Annotated in this window: 20 protein-coding genes; 11 read left to right on the plus strand and 9 right to left on the minus strand. The window is 42.3% G+C overall.

Going from position 1 to position 19,938, the window contains the following annotated elements:
- Window positions 1-19 precede the first annotated feature (19 nt).
- Window positions 20-1,495 (minus strand): DUF2193 family protein, encoded by a 1,476-nt coding sequence (locus V7O62_RS06920; protein ID WP_406655515.1) that lies wholly within the window; start codon window positions 1,493-1,495, stop codon window positions 20-22.
- Window positions 1,496-1,679: 184 nt separating this feature from the next.
- Between V7O62_RS06920 and V7O62_RS06925 the strand changes: the two genes are divergently transcribed.
- The 3 genes from V7O62_RS06925 to V7O62_RS06935 all read left to right on the plus strand — a co-directional run bounded on the left by V7O62_RS06925 (window position 1,680) and on the right by V7O62_RS06935 (window position 4,925).
- Complete coding sequence (locus tag V7O62_RS06925; protein WP_406655516.1) at window positions 1,680-2,651, plus strand: PAS domain-containing protein; 972 nt, start codon at window positions 1,680-1,682, stop codon at window positions 2,649-2,651.
- A gap of 154 nt (window positions 2,652-2,805) precedes the next feature.
- A complete protein-coding gene (locus V7O62_RS06930; RefSeq protein ID WP_406655517.1) occupies window positions 2,806-3,957 on the plus strand; it encodes a Coenzyme F420 hydrogenase/dehydrogenase, beta subunit C-terminal domain in 1,152 nt (383 codons plus the stop codon).
- A 161-nt stretch (window positions 3,958-4,118) separates the two neighbouring features.
- A complete protein-coding gene (locus V7O62_RS06935; protein ID WP_406655518.1) occupies window positions 4,119-4,925 on the plus strand; it encodes a methyltransferase domain-containing protein in 807 nt (268 codons plus the stop codon).
- 72 nt (window positions 4,926-4,997) lie between these two features.
- Here the strand turns inward: V7O62_RS06935 and V7O62_RS06940 are convergent, their stop codons facing one another.
- Window positions 4,998-5,816, minus strand: a complete 819-nt coding sequence (locus V7O62_RS06940; protein WP_406655519.1) for a nitroreductase family protein — start codon at window positions 5,814-5,816, stop codon at window positions 4,998-5,000.
- Between the two features lie 202 nt (window positions 5,817-6,018).
- On the opposite strand from V7O62_RS06940, the gene V7O62_RS06945 reads away from it, so the two are divergent.
- Window positions 6,019-7,242 carry an aldo/keto reductase gene (locus V7O62_RS06945; RefSeq protein ID WP_406655520.1) on the plus strand — a complete coding sequence of 408 codons (1,224 nt, stop codon included), beginning with the start codon at window positions 6,019-6,021 and terminating at the stop codon, window positions 7,240-7,242.
- Window positions 7,243-7,358: 116 nt separating this feature from the next.
- Here V7O62_RS06945 and V7O62_RS06950 read toward each other — a convergent pair whose 3' ends face one another.
- Entirely contained in the window at window positions 7,359-7,559 is a 201-nt protein-coding gene (locus V7O62_RS06950; protein ID WP_406655522.1) for a hypothetical protein, read from the minus strand.
- A gap of 102 nt (window positions 7,560-7,661) precedes the next feature.
- On the opposite strand from V7O62_RS06950, the gene V7O62_RS06955 reads away from it, so the two are divergent.
- Window positions 7,662-8,039, plus strand: coding sequence for a winged helix-turn-helix transcriptional regulator (locus V7O62_RS06955; protein ID WP_406655523.1), 378 nt, complete (start codon window positions 7,662-7,664; stop codon window positions 8,037-8,039).
- 108 nt (window positions 8,040-8,147) lie between these two features.
- Here the strand turns inward: V7O62_RS06955 and V7O62_RS06960 are convergent, their stop codons facing one another.
- On the minus strand, window positions 8,148-9,839 hold the full coding sequence (locus V7O62_RS06960) for a hypothetical protein (protein ID WP_406655525.1): 1,692 nt from the start codon (window positions 9,837-9,839) through the stop codon (window positions 8,148-8,150).
- 100 nt (window positions 9,840-9,939) lie between these two features.
- Complete coding sequence (locus V7O62_RS06965; RefSeq protein WP_406655526.1) at window positions 9,940-10,617, minus strand: class I SAM-dependent methyltransferase; 678 nt, start codon at window positions 10,615-10,617, stop codon at window positions 9,940-9,942.
- A gap of 125 nt (window positions 10,618-10,742) precedes the next feature.
- Between V7O62_RS06965 and V7O62_RS06970 the strand changes: the two genes are divergently transcribed.
- The 6 genes from V7O62_RS06970 to V7O62_RS06995 all read left to right on the plus strand — a co-directional run bounded on the left by V7O62_RS06970 (window position 10,743) and on the right by V7O62_RS06995 (window position 15,982).
- Window positions 10,743-11,120, plus strand: a complete 378-nt coding sequence (locus V7O62_RS06970) for a YnfA family protein (protein ID WP_406655527.1) — start codon at window positions 10,743-10,745, stop codon at window positions 11,118-11,120.
- Window positions 11,117-11,461: a YnfA family protein gene (locus tag V7O62_RS06975; RefSeq protein WP_406655528.1), complete on the plus strand. Its 345-nt coding sequence runs from the start codon at window positions 11,117-11,119 to the stop codon at window positions 11,459-11,461. The genes V7O62_RS06970 and V7O62_RS06975 overlap by 4 nt, the downstream gene beginning before the upstream one ends.
- A 149-nt stretch (window positions 11,462-11,610) precedes the next feature.
- Window positions 11,611-11,892: an Asp-tRNA(Asn)/Glu-tRNA(Gln) amidotransferase subunit GatC gene (gene gatC / locus V7O62_RS06980; protein WP_406655529.1), complete on the plus strand. Its 282-nt coding sequence runs from the start codon at window positions 11,611-11,613 to the stop codon at window positions 11,890-11,892.
- 10 nt (window positions 11,893-11,902) lie between these two features.
- Window positions 11,903-13,330, plus strand: a complete 1,428-nt coding sequence (gene gatA / locus V7O62_RS06985; protein WP_406655530.1) for an Asp-tRNA(Asn)/Glu-tRNA(Gln) amidotransferase subunit GatA — start codon at window positions 11,903-11,905, stop codon at window positions 13,328-13,330.
- On the plus strand, window positions 13,330-14,751 hold the full coding sequence (gatB, locus tag V7O62_RS06990) for an Asp-tRNA(Asn)/Glu-tRNA(Gln) amidotransferase subunit GatB (RefSeq protein ID WP_406655531.1): 1,422 nt from the start codon (window positions 13,330-13,332) through the stop codon (window positions 14,749-14,751). The genes gatA and gatB overlap by 1 nt, the downstream gene beginning before the upstream one ends.
- Before the next feature lie 340 nt (window positions 14,752-15,091).
- Window positions 15,092-15,982 carry a hypothetical protein gene (locus tag V7O62_RS06995; RefSeq protein ID WP_406655532.1) on the plus strand — a complete coding sequence of 297 codons (891 nt, stop codon included), beginning with the start codon at window positions 15,092-15,094 and terminating at the stop codon, window positions 15,980-15,982.
- Window positions 15,983-16,077: 95 nt separating this feature from the next.
- Here V7O62_RS06995 and V7O62_RS07000 read toward each other — a convergent pair whose 3' ends face one another.
- From V7O62_RS07000 to V7O62_RS07015, 4 genes are read right to left on the minus strand one after another with little or no spacing between them, the layout of a single operon-like run.
- A complete protein-coding gene (locus V7O62_RS07000) occupies window positions 16,078-16,485 on the minus strand; it encodes a SufE family protein (protein ID WP_406655533.1) in 408 nt (135 codons plus the stop codon).
- Window positions 16,482-17,663 carry an aminotransferase class V-fold PLP-dependent enzyme gene (locus V7O62_RS07005; protein WP_406655534.1) on the minus strand — a complete coding sequence of 394 codons (1,182 nt, stop codon included), beginning with the start codon at window positions 17,661-17,663 and terminating at the stop codon, window positions 16,482-16,484. The genes V7O62_RS07000 and V7O62_RS07005 overlap by 4 nt, the downstream gene beginning before the upstream one ends.
- Window positions 17,660-18,622 carry an L-histidine N(alpha)-methyltransferase gene (gene egtD / locus V7O62_RS07010; protein ID WP_406655535.1) on the minus strand — a complete coding sequence of 321 codons (963 nt, stop codon included), beginning with the start codon at window positions 18,620-18,622 and terminating at the stop codon, window positions 17,660-17,662. The genes V7O62_RS07005 and egtD overlap by 4 nt, the downstream gene beginning before the upstream one ends.
- Window positions 18,619-19,881 (minus strand): sulfurtransferase, encoded by a 1,263-nt coding sequence (locus V7O62_RS07015; RefSeq protein WP_406655536.1) that lies wholly within the window; start codon window positions 19,879-19,881, stop codon window positions 18,619-18,621. The genes egtD and V7O62_RS07015 overlap by 4 nt, the downstream gene beginning before the upstream one ends.
- Window positions 19,882-19,938 lie beyond the last annotated feature (57 nt).

Consider the following 19,938-nt stretch of genomic DNA (forward strand, 5'->3'; position numbering starts at 1 on the left):
ACACACCATCCTTATTTTTTCACACTGCTTCCTTCCAGTTGCAGTATTCACACTTGTAATTGAAATAGTTTGCAGCGCAGAACTTACATACCCTGGCAGGAGAATGTGGTTCATCCTTGTGCAGGGAAATGATATTCGTCATGAGAGTTGCAGTTACCGGCTCACTCGTAAGCAGGCATGGGAAGTCAGAAAGCCTCATGAGGGAGGAGAAGCGTACTGTTATTGCACATGCAGGATATGCATAGCGCTGAGGATTGTTTATGACATCGTTGTTCTCAATTGCACTGTAATCGATAGGGATTCCCTGAACAACAGATCCGGCACCTCTTGGCTTGTGATCTATGATACGCTCACCTTTTTCGATCAGATCAATGAAGTCCACATTGTGCAACTCTGCTGCTGCCCCTCTTGTAGGGTTGTTGAGAACGTAGTTGTGGAACCTCTTTACAAGCAGGTCGTTTACCATCATGGTTGTAAAGCCGTCCATCCAGAGAATCTTTGTTGTTGCAGCTGCTGTTGCATCTGTTGCAATTGTAAGTGGGGAGAACTCGTTCTTGAATTTGCCCATTCCGCCCTCGAGTGTATCATAGAGTACACCACTGACAGCATTGATAATGGCCATTGTCATATCATCTTTTGTCATGTTGAACATTGACTGTGATATGTGGTGTGCCACGTCTCCTACACCGTATGCAGGGACAGTTACTATGTTACCGTAGAACACTTCCGCATCCATGGCAGCCTTCACTGTGCCTTCCATTTTCTTCCTGTACCCATCCATGTATTTTTTGACGTCGAATGAAGTATGACCGTGATTCTCCATGAGCAATGCCTGGGCTTCGACCGGAGTGTCGTAGACCATCTTAAGCATTTCAATCTCATCTTTCACTGCGTCAGCTGCGGTTTTACCATCCTCCAGTGAGGCCTGGAACTGGGCGCCTACGCCGTATGAGGTGTTCATACCCCAGGATTTAGAGGAGAGTATTGCTCGCTTGTGATCAACAGGGATGTCCAGATTCTGTAGAATCCTGTTAACTACATTGCTGGTACTTCCCGGAGTGAATGCGAAGTCCACAACACAAGTAGGACCATAGAATCCACCGTATCTTCTTATTGATTCTTTTCCGATGAGAGCTTCAGCCTTGCCAATGGCATCGATGAACTTCTCGGCAGATGCTCTGAAAGCCGGGTCCTCATCATAGAGTATCTCAAGGATCGGGGGTGTCTGGTAGTGCTCAACAAATGGATCGTCTTCCGGCCTTACCGTGTCAGTGAGAGATGTCATGACATCATAGTGTGCATTGACAGAGTCAATGTGCAGATCAAAGACTTCCTTGCTCTGCTCACCCATAGGGGCCATCGTGTTGACTGCATCCACATATGGTTTGGCATCGGTTACTTTGAACTCAGTGCCTCTTTTTTCGTTTATCGTGCTTACAACTGATTTCTGTGCATTTATGGCCTCTTTGGCCATTTTGTCGTATAATTCCTTCACTTCCTATACCTCCATAGTAGGTAACAATGATAACCATGGCAACAGGTATAATAAAAGTCTTACGGTTTTGTTTACCGTAAAAAGTTTAATACTACCACTCCAAGTTATTGCTACCGTTTTACATGAGAAAACACCCCCAGTGTGGGAAACACATTTATGAAGATAAAGAACATATGAGACACACATGCCAGCTGAAGGATATTCAAGTACCACTATCAAAACCCCGGTATACGATATTCTGAAAAAGATTGCCAAAGAAAGGGGGGTATCTATTTCAGATGTTATCGAAGAAGCCACGATTGAAATGGGAGACCGTGCACCGGAGTTGGAGAGTATTGATTCGATATCAGCTGAAATGCAACATCTGATCAGCACAACCCAGAAAATGCAGGAAAGAGCAATTCGCAAAGTCGAAAGGATCATCAACGATTTCAAAAGGTCACAGGAAAAGTACCAGACTCTTGTGGAAACGAATCCCGACCTTGTTTTCTCTATTGATCCTGTGGGCAATTTTACTTATGTGAATCCTGTCATCCATGATTACCTGAAGATACGAAGCAGTGAAGCTGTCGGGGAAAATATCCTTGATTTTGTACACAAGGACGATGCAGCCAAACTGGAAGCTATCATTGAAGACCTCCGGAAAGGAGAAAAAAGCACAGAGATGTTGAAATTCCTTGATGAGGAAGGAAATGAGAAATACCTGAACGTTAGTATCAGCCCTCTTATGAAAAATGGGAAGGTGATGGAAGCGGTAGGTGTGGCGGATGATCTCAGTGAACATCAGAGAATGATAAACGAGATTGCTTATTTAAAACAGTTCAATGAGAGTATTGTTCAAAATGCACCCCTGGGTATAATCACTTTTGATAAGGAAGGCAATGTAACGTCTTTCAATGATGTATTCCCGAAGCTTCTCCAGTGCAGCAACGAAAACCTCGAAGGCGGAAATGTGTTTCAGGACGCTGTTGACGGCAGACTTGAAGAATGGTACAGGAGATGTCTCAATGGAGAGAGCTGTGAATACCAGGGAGCCTGCAGCATCAGTGAAAAGGGAATAGAACGAACTTACCATAAGTGGTTCTCACCCATCAAAGTCGGAGGAAAGGTTACTGGCGGGGTCTGTATTGTTGATGATATCACTGAAAAGGAGTGAAATTCTTCTTTTTTGCTGACTGGACAAAAGACAATTATTTCCCTGAACAATAGTTTTTAAACATATACTCCTAAGTCTTTAATAAGGAATAGATAGTAGATGGATTTTATAATTTCATGGTAATTGTTACCACATGGAAGGAGAAAGCTATACTATGCCAATCGATCCAATATGCAAAAAAATAGTATCAGAAAATACACTATATTTTTCAGAGGAAGGCGGGAAGAAATATTGCTTTTGCTCCCCGGAGTGTAAAGATAAGTTTGACAGGCTTGAAAAAAGCGTTATACGCCTGAAAAGATCCATTGCTGAACAGGATAGAATATCTTTTGGAAAACTCAGGAAAGAGATCATCAAACCCGGTATCTGCACACTTTGTGGTGCTTGTGTTGCATCATGTGAATCTGTTACTATAGAGAACAACCAACCAAAGCTCATTGGAAAATGCACTGCATGTGGAGTGTGTTACAATCAGTGTCCGAGAACCATCACAACGGAAGAGGGGCTAATCGGCAAGTTACGAAACGCCTACAGTGCAAGAACAGCCATATCTGATCTTAAAGGACAGGACGGGGCAGTGGTAACATCCATGCTGGCCTATGGCCTCGAGGAAGGACTCATAGACTGTGCTATAGTGACAGTAAAATCCGAGGAAGAGCCATGGAAACCTGTACCCATCGTAGCAAAAACCTACGATGAAATTGTTGAGGCGGCCGGGAGCATATACAGTCACAGCATGACGCTGGATGCGCTTATGAGTGCGGTGAAACAAGACATGAGGAGCATTGCCTTTGTGGGAACAAGCTGCAATATCGATGCAGTCTACAAAATGCAGAAAAGTCCGTATGGTTTCCTGCACCTGTTCATGCGTGCCAATATACTCAGACTGGGACTTTTTTGCATGGATACATTCCATTATGAAGGGATCAAGGAATTTGTAGAAAATAAGGGAATGCAACTGGAAAATATTGAATCTATGAAGATACGCAAGGGAAAATTCGAGTTCCAGACAGATGACGAACTCAGGGTATTCGATCTTGATGAGCTGGACATGTATAGAAGCAGCTCATGCAAATACTGCACGGATCTTGCTGCCGAGAATGCTGATATTTCTTTTGGAGGTGTGGGTACACCCAAGGACTGGACTACAGTACTTACACGTTCCGGCATCGGTTACGAGATATTCAACGAGGCTGTAGACAACGGCTATATTGAGTCCCGTTTACTTGAGGATAAAGAGATGAAGAACGTTCTCAACCTGGCCAGGATGAAGAAAACACAGATGTATTCGGCGATCCACAGGTAGATTATTTGATGTTTCTATGATGCAGAGACATGTAAATAATTGATTTATGAAAAGATCGTAAATTTGCCTGATGCAGAAGGATAACGGTTTCATGGATACCATATTTATAAAAGAGACATGAAACCTCTCTATTTTTAAGCAAAGTCATGTAATATTCCACCATGACCTCTCATGATTACGTCCACGGTTACTCCGAAAGGGAATCTGTCCGCCTCAGCGACCAGGCAAATACACTGGAAGAACTCCTGCACAGCGATACAAAGTACCCACCGGATAGTATCGTGCTTGAGGCCGGGTGCGGTATCGGCGCACAGACAGTGATACTCTCAAAGAATAGCCCGCAAGCGCAGATCACGTCCATAGACATATCAGAAGACTCCCTGAATCTGGCAAAAGAATGTGCTAGGAAAGAGGGAGTTACCAATGTAGAGTTCAGTTTGGAAAACATTTTCAACCTGTCTTTTGAAGATGAGAGTTTCGACCACATTTTTGTCTGCTTCGTTCTCGAGCATCTCAAGGAACCGGTAAAAGCATTGGCAAGCCTGCGCAGAGTGTTAAAAAAAGGTGGCACAATCACAGTTATCGAAGGCGACCACGGCTCATGCTTCTTCCACCCCGAGACCGAAGCAGGAGTTAAAGCCTGGAACAGCCTGATTGAAGTGCAGGCAAGACTTGGTGGCGATTCGCTCATCGGCAGACAGGTCTACCCACTTCTGAAACAGGCAGGTTTTTCTGATATTGTAGCTTCACCTCGCATGGTTTACAGCGATTCAAGCCTTCCACATATGGAGGAAGGCTTTGTGAGAAAAACCATTATCCCAATGGTGAAAGGTGTGCGTGAGAATGCAGTTGAGATGGGAATTATCGATGCAGAGACCTTTGACCGTGGGATTGAGGATATCCACAGGACTGCTGGAGAATACGGGACATTCAATTACATGTTTTTTAAAGGTGTAGGACGAAAATAAACCAAAAAGAGATTTTAAAACCCCAGAGGACCTTTTTTAGGGTTTTCAAGCAGATTTCAAGCCTATTAGAGATTACTGCCACATAACTTCAAGGGGCTTTCTGCGAGGAATTCCATGTATCTTGTACTTAGGATTTCCGAACAATATCGCATAAGCAGTTTTTCTTCCTGTAGGCAAACCGAGTTCTTTCTGGAGAGGTTCATAAGAGGTTGCAGCTGCAGCTACAAAACCCGCCCAGCAAGTACCTATCCCAAATGCCGGTGCAGCGATGTCGAAATGAGTGAGAGCGATAATGGCATCAACAGGTGCAATCTGATTTTCTTCCGGGATATGTGCGAAGAGCAAGTGCGGAGCATCCCGGCAGATGACATCGTGTCCATTTTCCCATGCCCAAATAAAAGCAGGTACGTAGCCACTCATGTGGTGAGAAGTATTAACAAGAGTCTTCATCCATTTGACAGTTAGCTCAGCAATCTTTCTGACTCTTTCGGGATCATGAATAACAAGCCATTGTACTGGCTGGCCATTGGTTCCCGATGCGGCATAACGAGCAACGTCGAGAACTTCAAGAATTTTCTCCCGCGGAACGGGACTCCTGGTGAAATGACGTACAGACCTGCGCTTCTTGATATAGAACCCTATATCTTCAGTAGAAAGAGCTCCGGCATCGACAGGAAGGGATATTTTTTCATCGGGACGAAAATCCAGAAGCAGCGCCTCGGACGGGCAGAAAGCCTCACAATGCCCACATTTGATACAGCGCAGGACTTTTGCTTCCTGCACTTGCGGGAGATTAGGCGCTTCAGCTAAATCGATTATACCCGGCGGACATACTTTTGTACAAATACCGCAGCCTGTGCAGAGATCCTGATCAACAATAATGTGAGTCATATGCATCAAATCCTGATAAAGAACAGATTTACAGGTACGTAAAAGTTCTTTCTGAGACAGACATGCAACTGACAATATTTATTTACTTTCCTCTTCCTGTCTATTGCATTTGATAGGATTTAATCCAAAAATCCTATATGCCTCAAAGCTAAATATTCGTCTGGTAATCAATCTAATAAGTGCATGGTTGGAGACAGACTAAATGCTCTACAGAGAAGTACCTAAAAGTGGGGACAGGCTATCAATACTTGGATTCGGAGCCATGAGGCTTCCCACAGAAGATGGCAGCATTGACAAAGAGAAAGCAACTACTCTTCTGCACCACGCAATCGATAACGGAGTAAATTATATCGATAGCGCATGGACGTATCACAAAGAACAAAGTGAGAGCTTTCTTGGTGATGCCCTAAAGGATGGCTACCGCGAAAAGGTCAGGATTGCTACAAAGATGCCTCACTGGCTTGTCAACAGCCAGCAGGATATGGATAAATTCCTCGAATTACAGTTAAAGAGGCTGCGTACCGATTACATAGACTACTATCTAATCCATTCCCTGACAGAGAGCGGATGGAAAAAGGTTAAAGAGAACGGAGTGCTGGAATTCCTTGAAAGGGCAAAACTAGACGGTCGCATAAAGAACGTTGGTTTTTCCTTCCATGATAACCCAGAGATTTTCAAGGAGATCGTTGACTCCTATGATTGGGACGTCTGCCTGATTCAGTACAATTACCTTGATGAGAATCACCAGGCGGGAACCGAAGGACTGGAATATGCAGCAGAAAAAGGGATAGGCATCATCGTGATGGAACCCTTGCGTGGCGGAAACCTTGCCAGGAACATACCATCTGATGTGGAGGAAATCTGGGATAGTTCGGATGTGAAAAGGACACCTTCAGAGTGGAGTCTTCGGTGGATCTGGAATCATCCAGAGGTTACTGTTGTCCTTTCCGGGATGAACGACATCTCACAGGTAGATGAAAATATAAGGATAGCATCAGAAGCGAAACCTGATTCACTTACAGAAGGTGAGCTGGAAACGGTGCGTAAAGTCGCGAAAAAGTACAGAGGCTTGATGACAATACCATGTACGGGTTGCAATTATTGCATGCCCTGCCCCACAGGAGTAGATATTCCAGGATGCTTTGATCTCTACAACAGCAACCAAATATTCGGGGGTGCAAACGATAGCGGTGCAAAGCACAAATATCTCTTATATCAGATGGGAATTCTTGGAGAAAGGTCATCCGCTTCGCTTTGTGTGGATTGCGGAAAATGTAAGGAACTCTGCCCCCAGCAAATCGACATTCCCTTGAAGATGAAAGATGTGGAGGCTCAGTTCGAGCAGCCAGCAGTGAAGATCAAGGCTTCGGCCATGAGAACTATCCTGCCGGTTTTCAGGCATATCAATGTCTTGAAATATCGATAGCTGAATATCATAAATAAAAACCCGGTATCCTTCAAAATTGCAATACTATTCAAAATAAATAAGTAAGAAGATGGAGAATTTTTCAATAGCGCCTCCACCTCCGGTCTCTTTTGTATTTATCTACCTTTGATCTCTCCGAGGCATTCATTTACTGCAGCCAGTTCTTTTTCAAGTTGATCTTTATAGTCCTCCAGAAGCTCTTGCTTTTCTCTGGCAGATACAAAACGACGGAAAGAATGTCCGCATTCGCACTCACAGGCTGAAGCATGTTTCAAATGTCCAAAGTCTCTTTGATGTTCTTTTTGTCCGCAACACATATTATGCACCTATAGTTTATTTTACATACTAACTATTAATTAGAAAGTATTTAACGTGTCAAGTTTATAGAGACATAGGCAGTAGTGGAAAAGGAATCAACTATGAAGACAGAAAGTAATGACCACTGTAAGAATGTCCGCTGTGCGAAAAAAGGAGGAGAAGAAATTTGTTTATGTCCTCTTGATGGCGTTATCAATGTGATAAGTAAAAAATGGGCTTTGCTGATCATCTGCACTATTGGAAACAATGAAAAAATAAGATTTAATGAAATTGAGGAGAAATTAGGAAACATAAGTCCTAAAACATTAGCAGACAGATTGAAAGAGTTGGAAAAATTCGGACTGATTGAAAGAGAAGCTTTTGCAGAAATACCTCCAAGAGTGGAGTACTCATTAACAGAAGATGGAATTGAAGTAAGAGATGCAATGATACCTTTGATGGAGTGGGCTTTCAAAAAAGAAGCACAGAAAAATCCATAGACGCATCAAAGCCCTTTAGAGTGATACACACATTAGTCAACAGCGGAGTACGGGACACTCAAATATATGTTCTTTAAGTATAGTAGAAAATGAAAAATTGATTTCAAATCAATTGGACACTACTGGGAGTATAAATACACTTAGAATGTTCCCTTCATTAAAAGGGATGGAATTCAATTCAACATGATACCGGCTATCTGCCAGAATCTTGTTAGTTGTTTCTTGAATAATATCAATTTGATCACTTTTTAAATGATACAAAGGATTTATTGCACCATTGTCTTCGATACCATACAATATACAATATCGATTTTGACTGCCATTATCATTAATATATTTCTTGACGGTAGGTACCAATGTGTCTTTGGCAAAGCGAGTAGGTTTTGGATTGAAATCACTTGATGATTTAAATTCGAGAAAATCTTCTGTTTCGATGATAGCTTGATTTTCAAACTCATAAGCTATTTCTTTTTTTATAATATCATCTTTGAGAAAATCAAACAATGAACTTAGATACCCATTGCTTAAATTCTTCTTCCAAAACTCACAGAAATAGTTCTGGAAAAGATATTTTTTCTTTTTACTATTACAGTCTTGAGCTAAATTCAATAATGTATTACTTAATTCAAGCATTTGCGTATTTAGTTCTACCTCATTAAAAATGCTTAAAGAACCAACTTCAAAACATTCGCGAGACGTAGCTTCTCCAGCATGCCAAAATTCTAGTGGTCTATTTTCAAAAATACTCTCATAAAGCACGTGCAAAAATTTACTGGATGGATTAATTCCAGGATACTTTTTTGTGAAAAAGCCTACCTTAAAACGTGGGTGCTTTTTATCATGACAAAGTTTCATCCCATCAGCAGCTGTTATCTCATATACCTTATCAATGTCATCGTGGTACTTGTAGGATTGCTCCGGAAAATAATTTTGAACAGCATGCAATGGGACCAAATTTTTAAATTGTTGGCGTTGTTCTTCCAAGTTTTCTTTTCGAGTAATATAAAAATCAAAAAATTCCGAGAAATCCATCGATTTCTTAAAAACATTTACCCCAATAATTCTACCCTCATTCCTGCCAATTTTAATACTTCCTGAGGGAGATATACGATTTTCTCTAATCATCTCATCTAGTTCTTCATTTTCAAGTGCTAACTGAATCGGATAAGGAAATGAATCTACTTCAATTGTAAGATTAATATTTCCAAGGGAATCCCAAGAAACAGATTCAGGCTCAATTCCCCAAAACTCAGCATGACCTTTACTCCATTTTCTACTAGATTCAAATGCAGAGAAAGTAGTACGACCATCCTCATTCTTGATTAGTGTAGCTCGTAGCACATTTTTTGGATGCAATATCAATTTTGCTGAAAAAATACCATCCTTTAATTCTGCAAGTGAAGAGTCTTTTTTTGAATGAATGAGCAACATCACGTCTTTTGTCAACAGGAAACCTACAATAATTTTATTGCTCTCCCTTGATCTTGAATATAAAGACTCCCTAAAAGTATCTAACAAATATTCCACATCATCTTGTAACGTTCCAGGATAAGCATTTCTGATATTGCTAATCCATTTCTTAATTGATGCATTTTTAGGAGATACCTCTGTAAAAGATAATTTATGATTAATTGTTTTAGACTCCAATTCTCGGATAACGTTTCTTAATTCTAAATCGTTTTCAATTTCATAAAATCGCATATTATCTTCGGTACCGGAGTTTGAGACAAATTTATCCCAGAAATAAACTTTATTATCATATTTTTTTTCATTTATTCCATCTGGAGACAAATCTGACATGAAATACCCTCATTGTTTAAGCATATACCAGTTCTATAAAAAATTATAGTACAATCGGTTAAAACAGTATATGAAGTTTTCTAACAGTCATATATTATTTTTATCGCTTCTCCCCCATCACCACAAACCCATTCACCCGATTCCCCGTCCTCGTTACAAACTCATCCCTCTTGAAGAACTCGATCTCAAAACCGTTATCAATTAATAAAAAAACCAGTTCTTTTTCTGTAAAATGATGAGCAACATAAGCAATCTCCTCGGTCCCCTCATCATAAGCAACAATCGAGCCCTCCTCCTTTGTCACCGGCAGGTCATTGATGTAACGTTCGCGATAGACCTTCGAATGCCAGGTCTGTCCGAAATCCGCAAGGTAGAGATAACCACCAGGCTCCAGCACCCTGCATGCTTCCCTGATTATTCTGGCACGGTCATCCTTTGAAACTATAGTTGTCAGGAAAGCCTGCATGATGACTACGTTGAAGGCGGCATCGGGGAAAGGTAGAGCCCTGGCATCGGTCCGAATAAATAAAGGAATCTGCAAGCAGTTCTGTGATTCTGAAGAAGATTTAGCCATTCTCAGTGCTTCGGTGTTAATGTCAACACCTGTTACTGAAAAACCAAGAGATGCCAGAAGATTACTCGCTTTTCCACTGCCACAACCGATATCAAGAATCTTACATCCCGGGAAAGTGTACTCATTTAGAATCAGATCAAGTTCCAGAGTCGTAGGTATATTTTTTGCCTGAATTCGTGACCATGAAGATGATTGACTTTTCATTTGGCAAGCTCCCGGATAGTATTACTGCTTCTAATTATCCTGTAGACTATTTGAATATCTGGTACGTAAGTAATAATCTGCCATAAGCAAATGTTTTATTATATTAACTACGACAACTAAAATGCATGACCCGGATAGAAAACAAATGCATCTCCAAAACAAGATGTATCATCTATACCATCCTTCTTTTTATCCTTGCGGGTATTTTCGAGATAGGAGGAGGATATCTGGTCTGGCTATGGGTACGGGAAAACAAGGATATCAGTTTCGCAATCCTAGGGGCTATCGTCCTGTTCCTCTACGGGATTGTGCCAACCTTCCAGCCCTCGCACTTCCACAGAATATACGCCACCTACGGAGGGATATTCGTTGTGATGTCACTGCTGTGGGGATGGGTGTTTGACAAGATACCACCTGATACCTATGACATCATTGGCTGCATTGTTATTCTGACCGGCGTAGGGATCATTTACTACTGGCCCCGGGGAGATGAAAAGGCATGAGTGAAGATATATTCACATTTGCACTTGTATCCCTGGGACTGTTTTTCCTCGCAGCTCTCTTTGAGATAGGCGGAGGATACCTTGTCTGGCTCTGGCTGCGGGAGAAAAAAGGTTTAATGATAGGCCTTATGGGAGGGCTTGTACTTGCTGTCTATGGGATAATCCCTACTTTTCAGCCTGCACACTTTGGAAGGGTGTATGCTGCTTACGGAGGGATATTCATAGTATCCTCACTCATCTGGGGAAAATACGTAGATAAAACCGAGCCGGACAGGTATGAGATAATTGGCGCACTGATTGCGCTGATAGGAGTTTTCATTATGTTTTATATTCCAAGGTGAGAGTTGGAACGATCATCCGATTAAACACACCTATCGAACATCAGAAGTTATGATTGGAGCCCTTAAACCAACATTTTTAATATTATCGTTTGCTTTTCTAACACTTAAATATCTACATATTATATCCTTTCACATTCGAGGAACTTACGATGATCACTAAAGAAGAAGTAGAACACGTAGGCTGGCTCGCACGCATTGAGATTGCAGAGAGTGAATCCGATGCCTATGCAGAGAAGCTCAACTCCGTACTGGACTATTTCGGACAGCTTGACGAAGTTGATACCGAAGATGTAGCTCCCACATATCACGTTATGGACGTTGTAAACGTATTCAGAGAAGACGAAGTGACAGAATCCATGCCACAGGATGAAGTTCTCTCCAACACCGAGAACAAGAAGGAAGGCAACTTCAAGGTCCCCAAGATTATATGAGGTGAGAAGTATGGCAGCATGGACAGACATCTCTGGAATAAAACAGAAAATTGCGGAAAGTTCCGCAGAAGAGGTTACAGCCTCATATCTTGAAACTATCGACAAAAGCTGTGTCAACGGCTTTGTCGCCACTTGGGATAAGGCCCTGGAAGTAGCCAAAAACATAGATACTGATGGTCACGAGGGACCACTTGCAGGTGTGCCTATTGCCATCAAGGATAATATTTCCACAACAGGACTTTCAACCACATGTTCATCTAAGATACTGCAGGGATATGTTCCTCCTTACGATGCACATGTAATTGAGAAACTCAAGGCTGCCGGTGCTGTGATACTCGGCAAGACCAATATGGACGAATTCGCCATGGGCACATCCACAGAGTCCAGCTACTACGGAGCAACCCTCAACCCCTGGGATAACGACAGGGTCCCCGGAGGCTCATCAGGCGGAAGTGCAGCAGTCGTTGCAGCAGGCGAGGCACCAATTTCCCTGGGTTCGGACACTGGCGGCTCAGTAAGATGTCCTGCAGCCTTCTGTGGTGTAGTCGGACTGAAACCAACATACGGATGCATCTCAAGGTACGGACTTATTTCTTATGCAAACTCCTTGGAGCAAATAGGGCCTCTTGCAACCAATGTGACTGACATTGCAACACTCATGGACATTGTTGCAGGCTATGATAACAGGGACAGCACATCAATCAACAGGGAGAACAACTACAGTGAAGCACTGAAAGATGATGTCAACGGGCTGAAGATCGGTGTTCCTGATGAGTATTTCGGAGAAGGAATTGACGAAGGTGTAGAAAAGGCAGTCTGGGATGCCATTGCAAAATACGAAGACATGGGAGCATCCTGGGAAAAAGTATCAATGCCACATACCAAGTACGCACTTGCATCTTACTATATTATAGCTATGAGCGAAGCATCATCCAACCTTGCACGTTTTGACGGCACAAGATATGGATTCCGTGCAGATGGTGACAACTGGCATGTGATGGCCTCAAAAACCCGTGCTGAAGGATTCGGTGACGAGGTCAAGCGCAGAATACTTCTGGGAACCTATGCATTATCAGCAGGTTATCATGACAAATACTATCTCAAAGCCCTCAAGGTCAGAACCCTTGTGAAACAGGACTTTGATAAAGCACTATCTGAAGTTGATGTACTCATGGCACCAACCATGCCAACACCTGCTTTCAAGATCGGTGAGAAGATCGATGACCCACTTTCATTATACCTTGCTGATGTCAACACCGTTCCAATCAACCTTGCAGGCGTACCATCCATATCCGTTCCATGCGGATTCTCAGATGGAATGCCTGTAGGATTACAGATAATAGGAAAGCACTTTGATGAGAATAATATCCTCAGGGCTGCTTACAGCTTCGAGCAGAATACAGATCATCATACAAAGAGACCAGGGGAGGTGGCATAATGGTTTACGAAAACCCCGACGGTGTCAGGATAGGACTTGAGGTCCACGTCCAGCTGAACAAGCTCAACACAAAGCTGTTCTGTGGCTGTTCCACCGACTACCACAACGACGAGCCAAACACCCATGTCTGTCCCGTATGCCTGGGACTTCCGGGATCACTACCTGTTATCAATGAAAAGGCAGTTGAATTTGCCATCAAAATAGGGCTCGCACTTAACTGCGAAATCGTAGGGCAGACCCAGTTCCACAGGAAAAACTACTATTATCCGGACCTTCCAAAGGGCTTCCAGACAACCCAGTATGATTTCCCTATTGCAGGCAATGGAAAAATTGTCATCGAAGGAGAAGATGGAGAACACGTTGTCGGCATCACCCGTGCCCACATGGAAGAAGACCCGGGAAGACTCCAGCACATAGGAACCATCGAGAAGTCCAAAGGAACACTCATCAATTACAATCGTTCCGGAATGACACTTATCGAGATCGTCAGCGAGCCTGACATGAGAAGCCCGAAGGAGGCAAGGCGATATCTGGACAAGCTCAGGAGCATCCTTGATTACCTTGATGTTTTCGATGGTGACCTGGAGGGTGCCATGAGAGTTGATGCAAACGTTTCCGTATTCTGGGGAGAACGTGTTGAGGTCAAGAACATCTCATCCTTCAAGGGAGCCGAAAGGGCACTGCTCTACGAAATAATGAGACAGAAAAACCAAGTCCGCCGTGGTGGAGAGATTGTTATGGAAACAAGGCACTTCGATGAGGCAAGAGGTGTCACGCTGTCCATGCGTACCAAAGAAGAGGAACACGACTACCGCTACTTCCCGGAACCTGACCTTGTGCCTATGAGAGTTGCCGACAGGGTACCTGCAATCCTGGAGACACTGCCGGAATTGCCGGATGCGAAACGCGAGCGTTTCCTGAAGCAGTACGAGATGTCCAACATGCATGCAAAGGCACTGACCTCACAGATAAAGGTCGCCAACTTCTACGAAGAGGTTGCAGCAAAAGTTGATCCCAAAGATGCAGCAGTCTGGGTTGCCGATATCCTCAAAGGAGAGCTCAATTACCGTGACCTTGGAATAGATGCTTTCACTGTGGAGGACATTGTCGAAGTAATAGAACTTGTAATAAATAACAAGATCACAGAGCAAAGCGGTGTTGAGATTATACGCACTATCCTTGACCAGGGTGGAAAGCCACAGGATATTGTAGAAGAAAAAGGCCTGCTCAAGGTTGAGGACGATATCGTGGCAAAAGCTGTGGAAGAAGCAGTTACCGAAAATCCAGAAGCTGTAGCTGATTACCTCGCAGGTAAGGAAAAATCCCTGAACTTCATCGTAGGCAAAGTCATGCAGAAGACAAAAGGGCGTGCAGATGCAAGAGAGGCCAGGGAAAAGGTACTTGAAAAGATTAATGCCTGATGTTTGAATGAGGTGATCCACCTCATTTATCTTAATTTCATTTTAATTCTAATTTTAGCATTTGCATCTGTTCATAAATTCCTGGGTTATAAGTCAGCAGATAGGAATTAAGACAAAAACTGTGTAATACGCAGTAGCCTTTAGTAATCCTTTTATTTTTCAGTTAGTTTTTTCCATAAATTTTTAATAGAATTTAATTAAGTTATTTATGAAATACCAGATAATTCGGAGCCTGACGGAAAATACAACTGAAATTGGAACCCGGAATACAAAAAAGCAAGATTATTGTCGGATTTGAGAAAGAATGAAAATCAGATTATTAGTTTTATGCATTGCTACTATGGTATTATGCCTGTGCCTGACACCGCTAGCAATGGCTTCAGTTGAAGAAGAGAAAGATGACGCCCAATTAAAGATTGAGGAGCTAGAAGCTGAGTTGGGCGAAGAAGGAATGCAGGAAGTTAAAGAATATCTGGAATTGCAAGCTTCTTTACCGGATGTTGTTAAGGGCATGCCTTATAGCGGACTTGCTTTCGCTGCTACCAGACCGGAAAGTCAAACCGTCTATATGGGATATATTGATAATTTCGATGTTTCTGAAAAAGAAAAGAAAAGGTATAAAACCGGTCTTCAGGATGTCTGGGACAGATACCCATTCAATATTACTGAAGAGGATTATCCATTTATGGCTGAGCTAGGACCCATGATTGAAGCTGAAGCTTTCAGCATATATACTGCAGAAGAACTGGAAGCAATGAGAAACACAGACATGCCTGAGGATCTTCCTGAAATTAAGGCAGATTTATTCAGATTGCATGAAAATGAGGAATATCTGGAAATGGAAGATTCTTTGCCAGATGTAGTTACAAATATGCCATATGGTAGACTCGCTTTTGCTGCTCATGTTCCTGAAGATCAGGTAGAGATCATAAGATATATCGACAATGCACCTATCCCTGAAGAGGTGAGGGAAGAATACAAAACTAAAATTCAGGATATCTGGGACAGGTATCCCGATGAAATTACTGAAGATGATTATCTGTTTATGAGTGAACTTGGTCTAATAACCACTTCCAGTGCACTTGAAGAAGAGCAGATAGTGAGAGAAGAAGATAGCAGCAGCCTGCAATTTGCAGATACTGAAAATGAACAGAAAAAGGAACCCGGATTTACAGGAATAATAGCATTTACTGCTATAGTGCTGTGCTTCTATCTTACAAGAAGAAAATAAGCAAACTAAGCAATAAGCAGCTTTAGGAAAGCCACCTTCTATCTCAGATCAACGGGTTTCAATGCAAAAAAAAACTTAAAAAGCAGGTGGCGCTTCTAATTAGCTTCACTCTCAGCTATTTCTTTTATTCTCTTAATGATTGACTCCAGTCCATTCGACCTTGCAGGTGAGAGATTGGACTTTAACCCTATCTCTTCAATGAAATACAGCTCATTATCAAGTATTTCCCGAGGAGGACGGTTGTTTACTACCCTCATCAAAAGGGAAATGATACCTTTGGTAATCATGGCATCACTATCGAGATTGAATATCAGTCTGCCATTTTCACGATAACTGCTTATCCAGACTTTAGACTGGCATCCACTAATCGAATTTTCCTCGGTCTTGAACTTGTCATCCATTGGCTCAAGTCTTTTTGCAGAAGATATGAGAAGTTCGTACTTGTCAAACCACTCAAGACCTTCAAATTCTTTTATAATTTCATCCTGGATAGCGTCTGTCAATTGTACATCATCTCTACTTTCTTTATGCCTTCGATCAACTGATCAACGTCTTCTCTGGTATTATACAATGCAAAGCTTGCCCTCACCGTGCCCCCTATTCCAAGGATTTCCATCAATGGTTGTGCACAGTGATGTCCGGTTCTGACAGCAACTCCCATCTTATCCAATATAAGCCCCACATCATAATGGTGTATACCAGCCAGGTTAAACGAAATGGAACCGCACATCTCATCGGTATTTCCATAAACATCCACACCATCCATTTCCAGAAGCCGGTCCTTTGCGTAGGAGTAAACGTCATGCTCATGTTTCTTGATATTGCTCATGCCGATATTCTGCAAATAATCAATTGCTGCACCGACACTTATTGCTCCTGCAATGTGTGGAGTGCCTGCTTCATACCTCAAAGGTGGTTCCAGATAGGTCGATTCTTCAAAACTTACCTTATCTATCATGCCCCCTCCCCCTCTTGCAGGAATAAGATCACTGAAGCGGTCACTTGTATAAAGCATCCCGATTCCTGTTGCTGCATACATCTTATGGCCGGAGACAGCTAAGAAATCACAACCAATGTCCTTGACATCAAGGGACAAATGCTGTATTGACTGGGCTGCATCCACAAGAACAGGAACATCGTAATCCTTTGCAATTTCAGTAATCTCTTTAATCTTATTCACGCAGCCAAGAACATTCGAGGCATGAGATATCGCCACAAGTTTAGTCTTATCTGTAATATCTATAGAATCCATCAATAAGTTGCAGTCATCGTCCAGTTGAATGGCCTTAACTTTTGCTCCTGCAAGCTGCCAGGGCACTATATTCGAATGATGTTCCATACCACTTACCAGGACTTCATTCCCCTTCAGAAAAGGTGCAAGTGAAAGTGCGACCTGATTAATGGAATCAGTAGTTCCTGAAGTAAATGTCACCTCACCAGGATCACGTGCACCTATGAAATCACTGACTTTCTTTCTTGCTTGCTCATATTTTTCACTTGACAGCTCACTCAGATAGTGAACTCCCCTGTGAATGTTGCTGTTCTCTGTCCTGTAGAAATCAGAGATAGTATCAATCACACAATCCGGTTTCTGGGTTGTAGCAGCATTGTCCAGATAAACTAATCTCTTTCCGTAAACCTTTTTTTCAAGTATCGGAAAATCATCTCTAAAATCCGTCATCTTTTCACCATTTCAACAAGAGAGAACCATTTTTTATCATCACTGAAGATATTCTCTACAGAAAGTTCCCCGGCTTTTGCCATTTCTTTAATACCCTCTACGGTATATTTATGAGAGTTTTCCGTGTGGATTGTTTCATCTTTTTTGAACATTATCCGCTCGTTTAATGCAGGGATAATGACTTCCATATCTCTTTTTGCTTTCAGGTGCATTTCGATTCGGGAATATTCTTCATTGAAGAATGCAACGTGATCGAATTCCTCCGGATCGAAATCCGTCCCAAGATGATTGTTTGTAACTTTCAATATATTCTTATTGAATTCTGCAGTGACCCCCTGGCAGTCATTATAAGCTTTCTCGATTACAGAAACATCCTTTACCATATCCATTCCAAGAATGAGCCTGTCATCATCATTCATAATGTCCCCTAGATTTTTCATGAACTCCATTGCCTTTACTACAGTAAGATTGCCTATTGTACTTCCGAAGAAACAGAAAAACCTTTTTCTATTTCCCGGAATCTTCTCAATATGCTCAAGAAAATCAGCGGTAATTCCATGTATTCCCATTTCAGGATACTTATCCTGAAGATTACAGGCGGATTTTTCTATAGCGTTTTTACAGACATCAACCGGATAATATACCATAGTCTGACGAATATCCCTTGGAACTTCATCCAGAAATACTGAAATTTTGGAGCAGTCCCCGCTTCCAAGTTCCACAAGGTCACAGTCCTTAAGTTCGTGATTCAACTTCCTGGCAGTAGACCGCAGCAACGGGATCTCGATCTTTGGTGGATAATATTCTTCAAGCTGTGTGATCTGCTCAAACAATTCCGATCCATTGTGGTCATAGAAGAACATGGAAGGAAGGGTTTTAGGATTCGAACGCAGGCAGGTTACCAGTTGTTCCCTGATCGAACTTTCACCTACCTGTGGCATGAAATCTTCAATGATCATTCTTCAGGTACCCCGGTCTCAAAAGGAAGGTTATTATTACTCCATTCAAACCATCCACCGTCGTAGACCGCTGATTTGTCCCAGCCCATAAGCCATGCGCTGAAGAAGGCTTCACTGCCCCTCCAACCAGTCCCACAATAGAAAGCATTGCGTTTTTCCGGAGTGATACCTATCCTCTTCCAGTTTTCTGCAACTTCCTGATATTCACGCATGGTATGATCCAGGTTCCTATAATTTTCCATATGGTAAGCATCTGTTCCGCAATCCCCGAATACCGAGCCCGGGATTCTTCCTTTCTTCTCGATATAATTATAGCCACTTACCTCTCCGATGTATTCCCTCCAGCTCCTGACACTCACCAGGTTTTTGTCCGGGGATGAGAGAATCTCTTTTGCTTCCTCAAGATCAACCGCAATTTCGGTTTTTTGAGGGATAGCAGCTCCGAAAAGTACTTTTTTAGTTCCGGCAGGAGCCTTCGTGATATCATAACCCGAATCAAGCCACGACTGGAGACCTCCATTAAGCATTCGAACATCTTTTACACCGGCATAAAGCATTATGAATGCACATCTCATTGCACCCAGATGGCCTGCGCTGCTTCCCGGAAACATATCATCATTGTTAGGAGAGGAAAATCTCCCGTAAAGAATGACAGTAGAATCATGAGTTATGCCCAAATCTTCCAATGCTTCCCTTAATTCTTCAGGAGAGCGGCGATTCCATGTCTCCGGGGATTCAAGTGAATTGGTATCAATAGATATAGCTCCCGGAATATGCCCTTCATCATAATCAGAAGGATTCCTGTAGTGTGCATGGCACAAAACAAACTTATTGTTATTATACTCCGGAGCATTATTAGTTGTAAGCAATTGACTAAGCCAGTCAGCCGAAACCAGTTGTCCATATCTTTCCAGATGTTCCATAGGCAAATCTTTTTCTGTCCATTCAAGGAAGGAGTTAAAAACAGTTAAGTCGGAGTATCCGGCTTTTTCAAACTGCCTTGCTACTTCTTCTGTTTTATGCTGATCATATCCATAAATGACCAGGGAATCTTCTGGCAGGATTCCCTTATTCCTGACAATCTCTATCCAGTCAATGTAGTGTAACCACTTATAAGGCAGTGATTTTGCGCCTTTAATGTGCCCCCCTTTTGTTTCTTCACCTTCTTTCCACCCATTATAAGCGTCGACGGATCTTATGTCGATCAGCTTATACCGATACAGATTTTCAGATAACCCCTCAGTTGAAATTTCTTTCATACCGATGAAATTGGTCTGTTTTTTTATTTATACTATTCGGCTTGGTAGCAAAGATAT

Origin of the sequence: Methanolobus sp. ZRKC2 (genome assembly GCF_045291185.1) — an archaeon.
Taxonomy (GTDB): domain Archaea; phylum Halobacteriota; class Methanosarcinia; order Methanosarcinales; family Methanosarcinaceae; genus Methanolobus.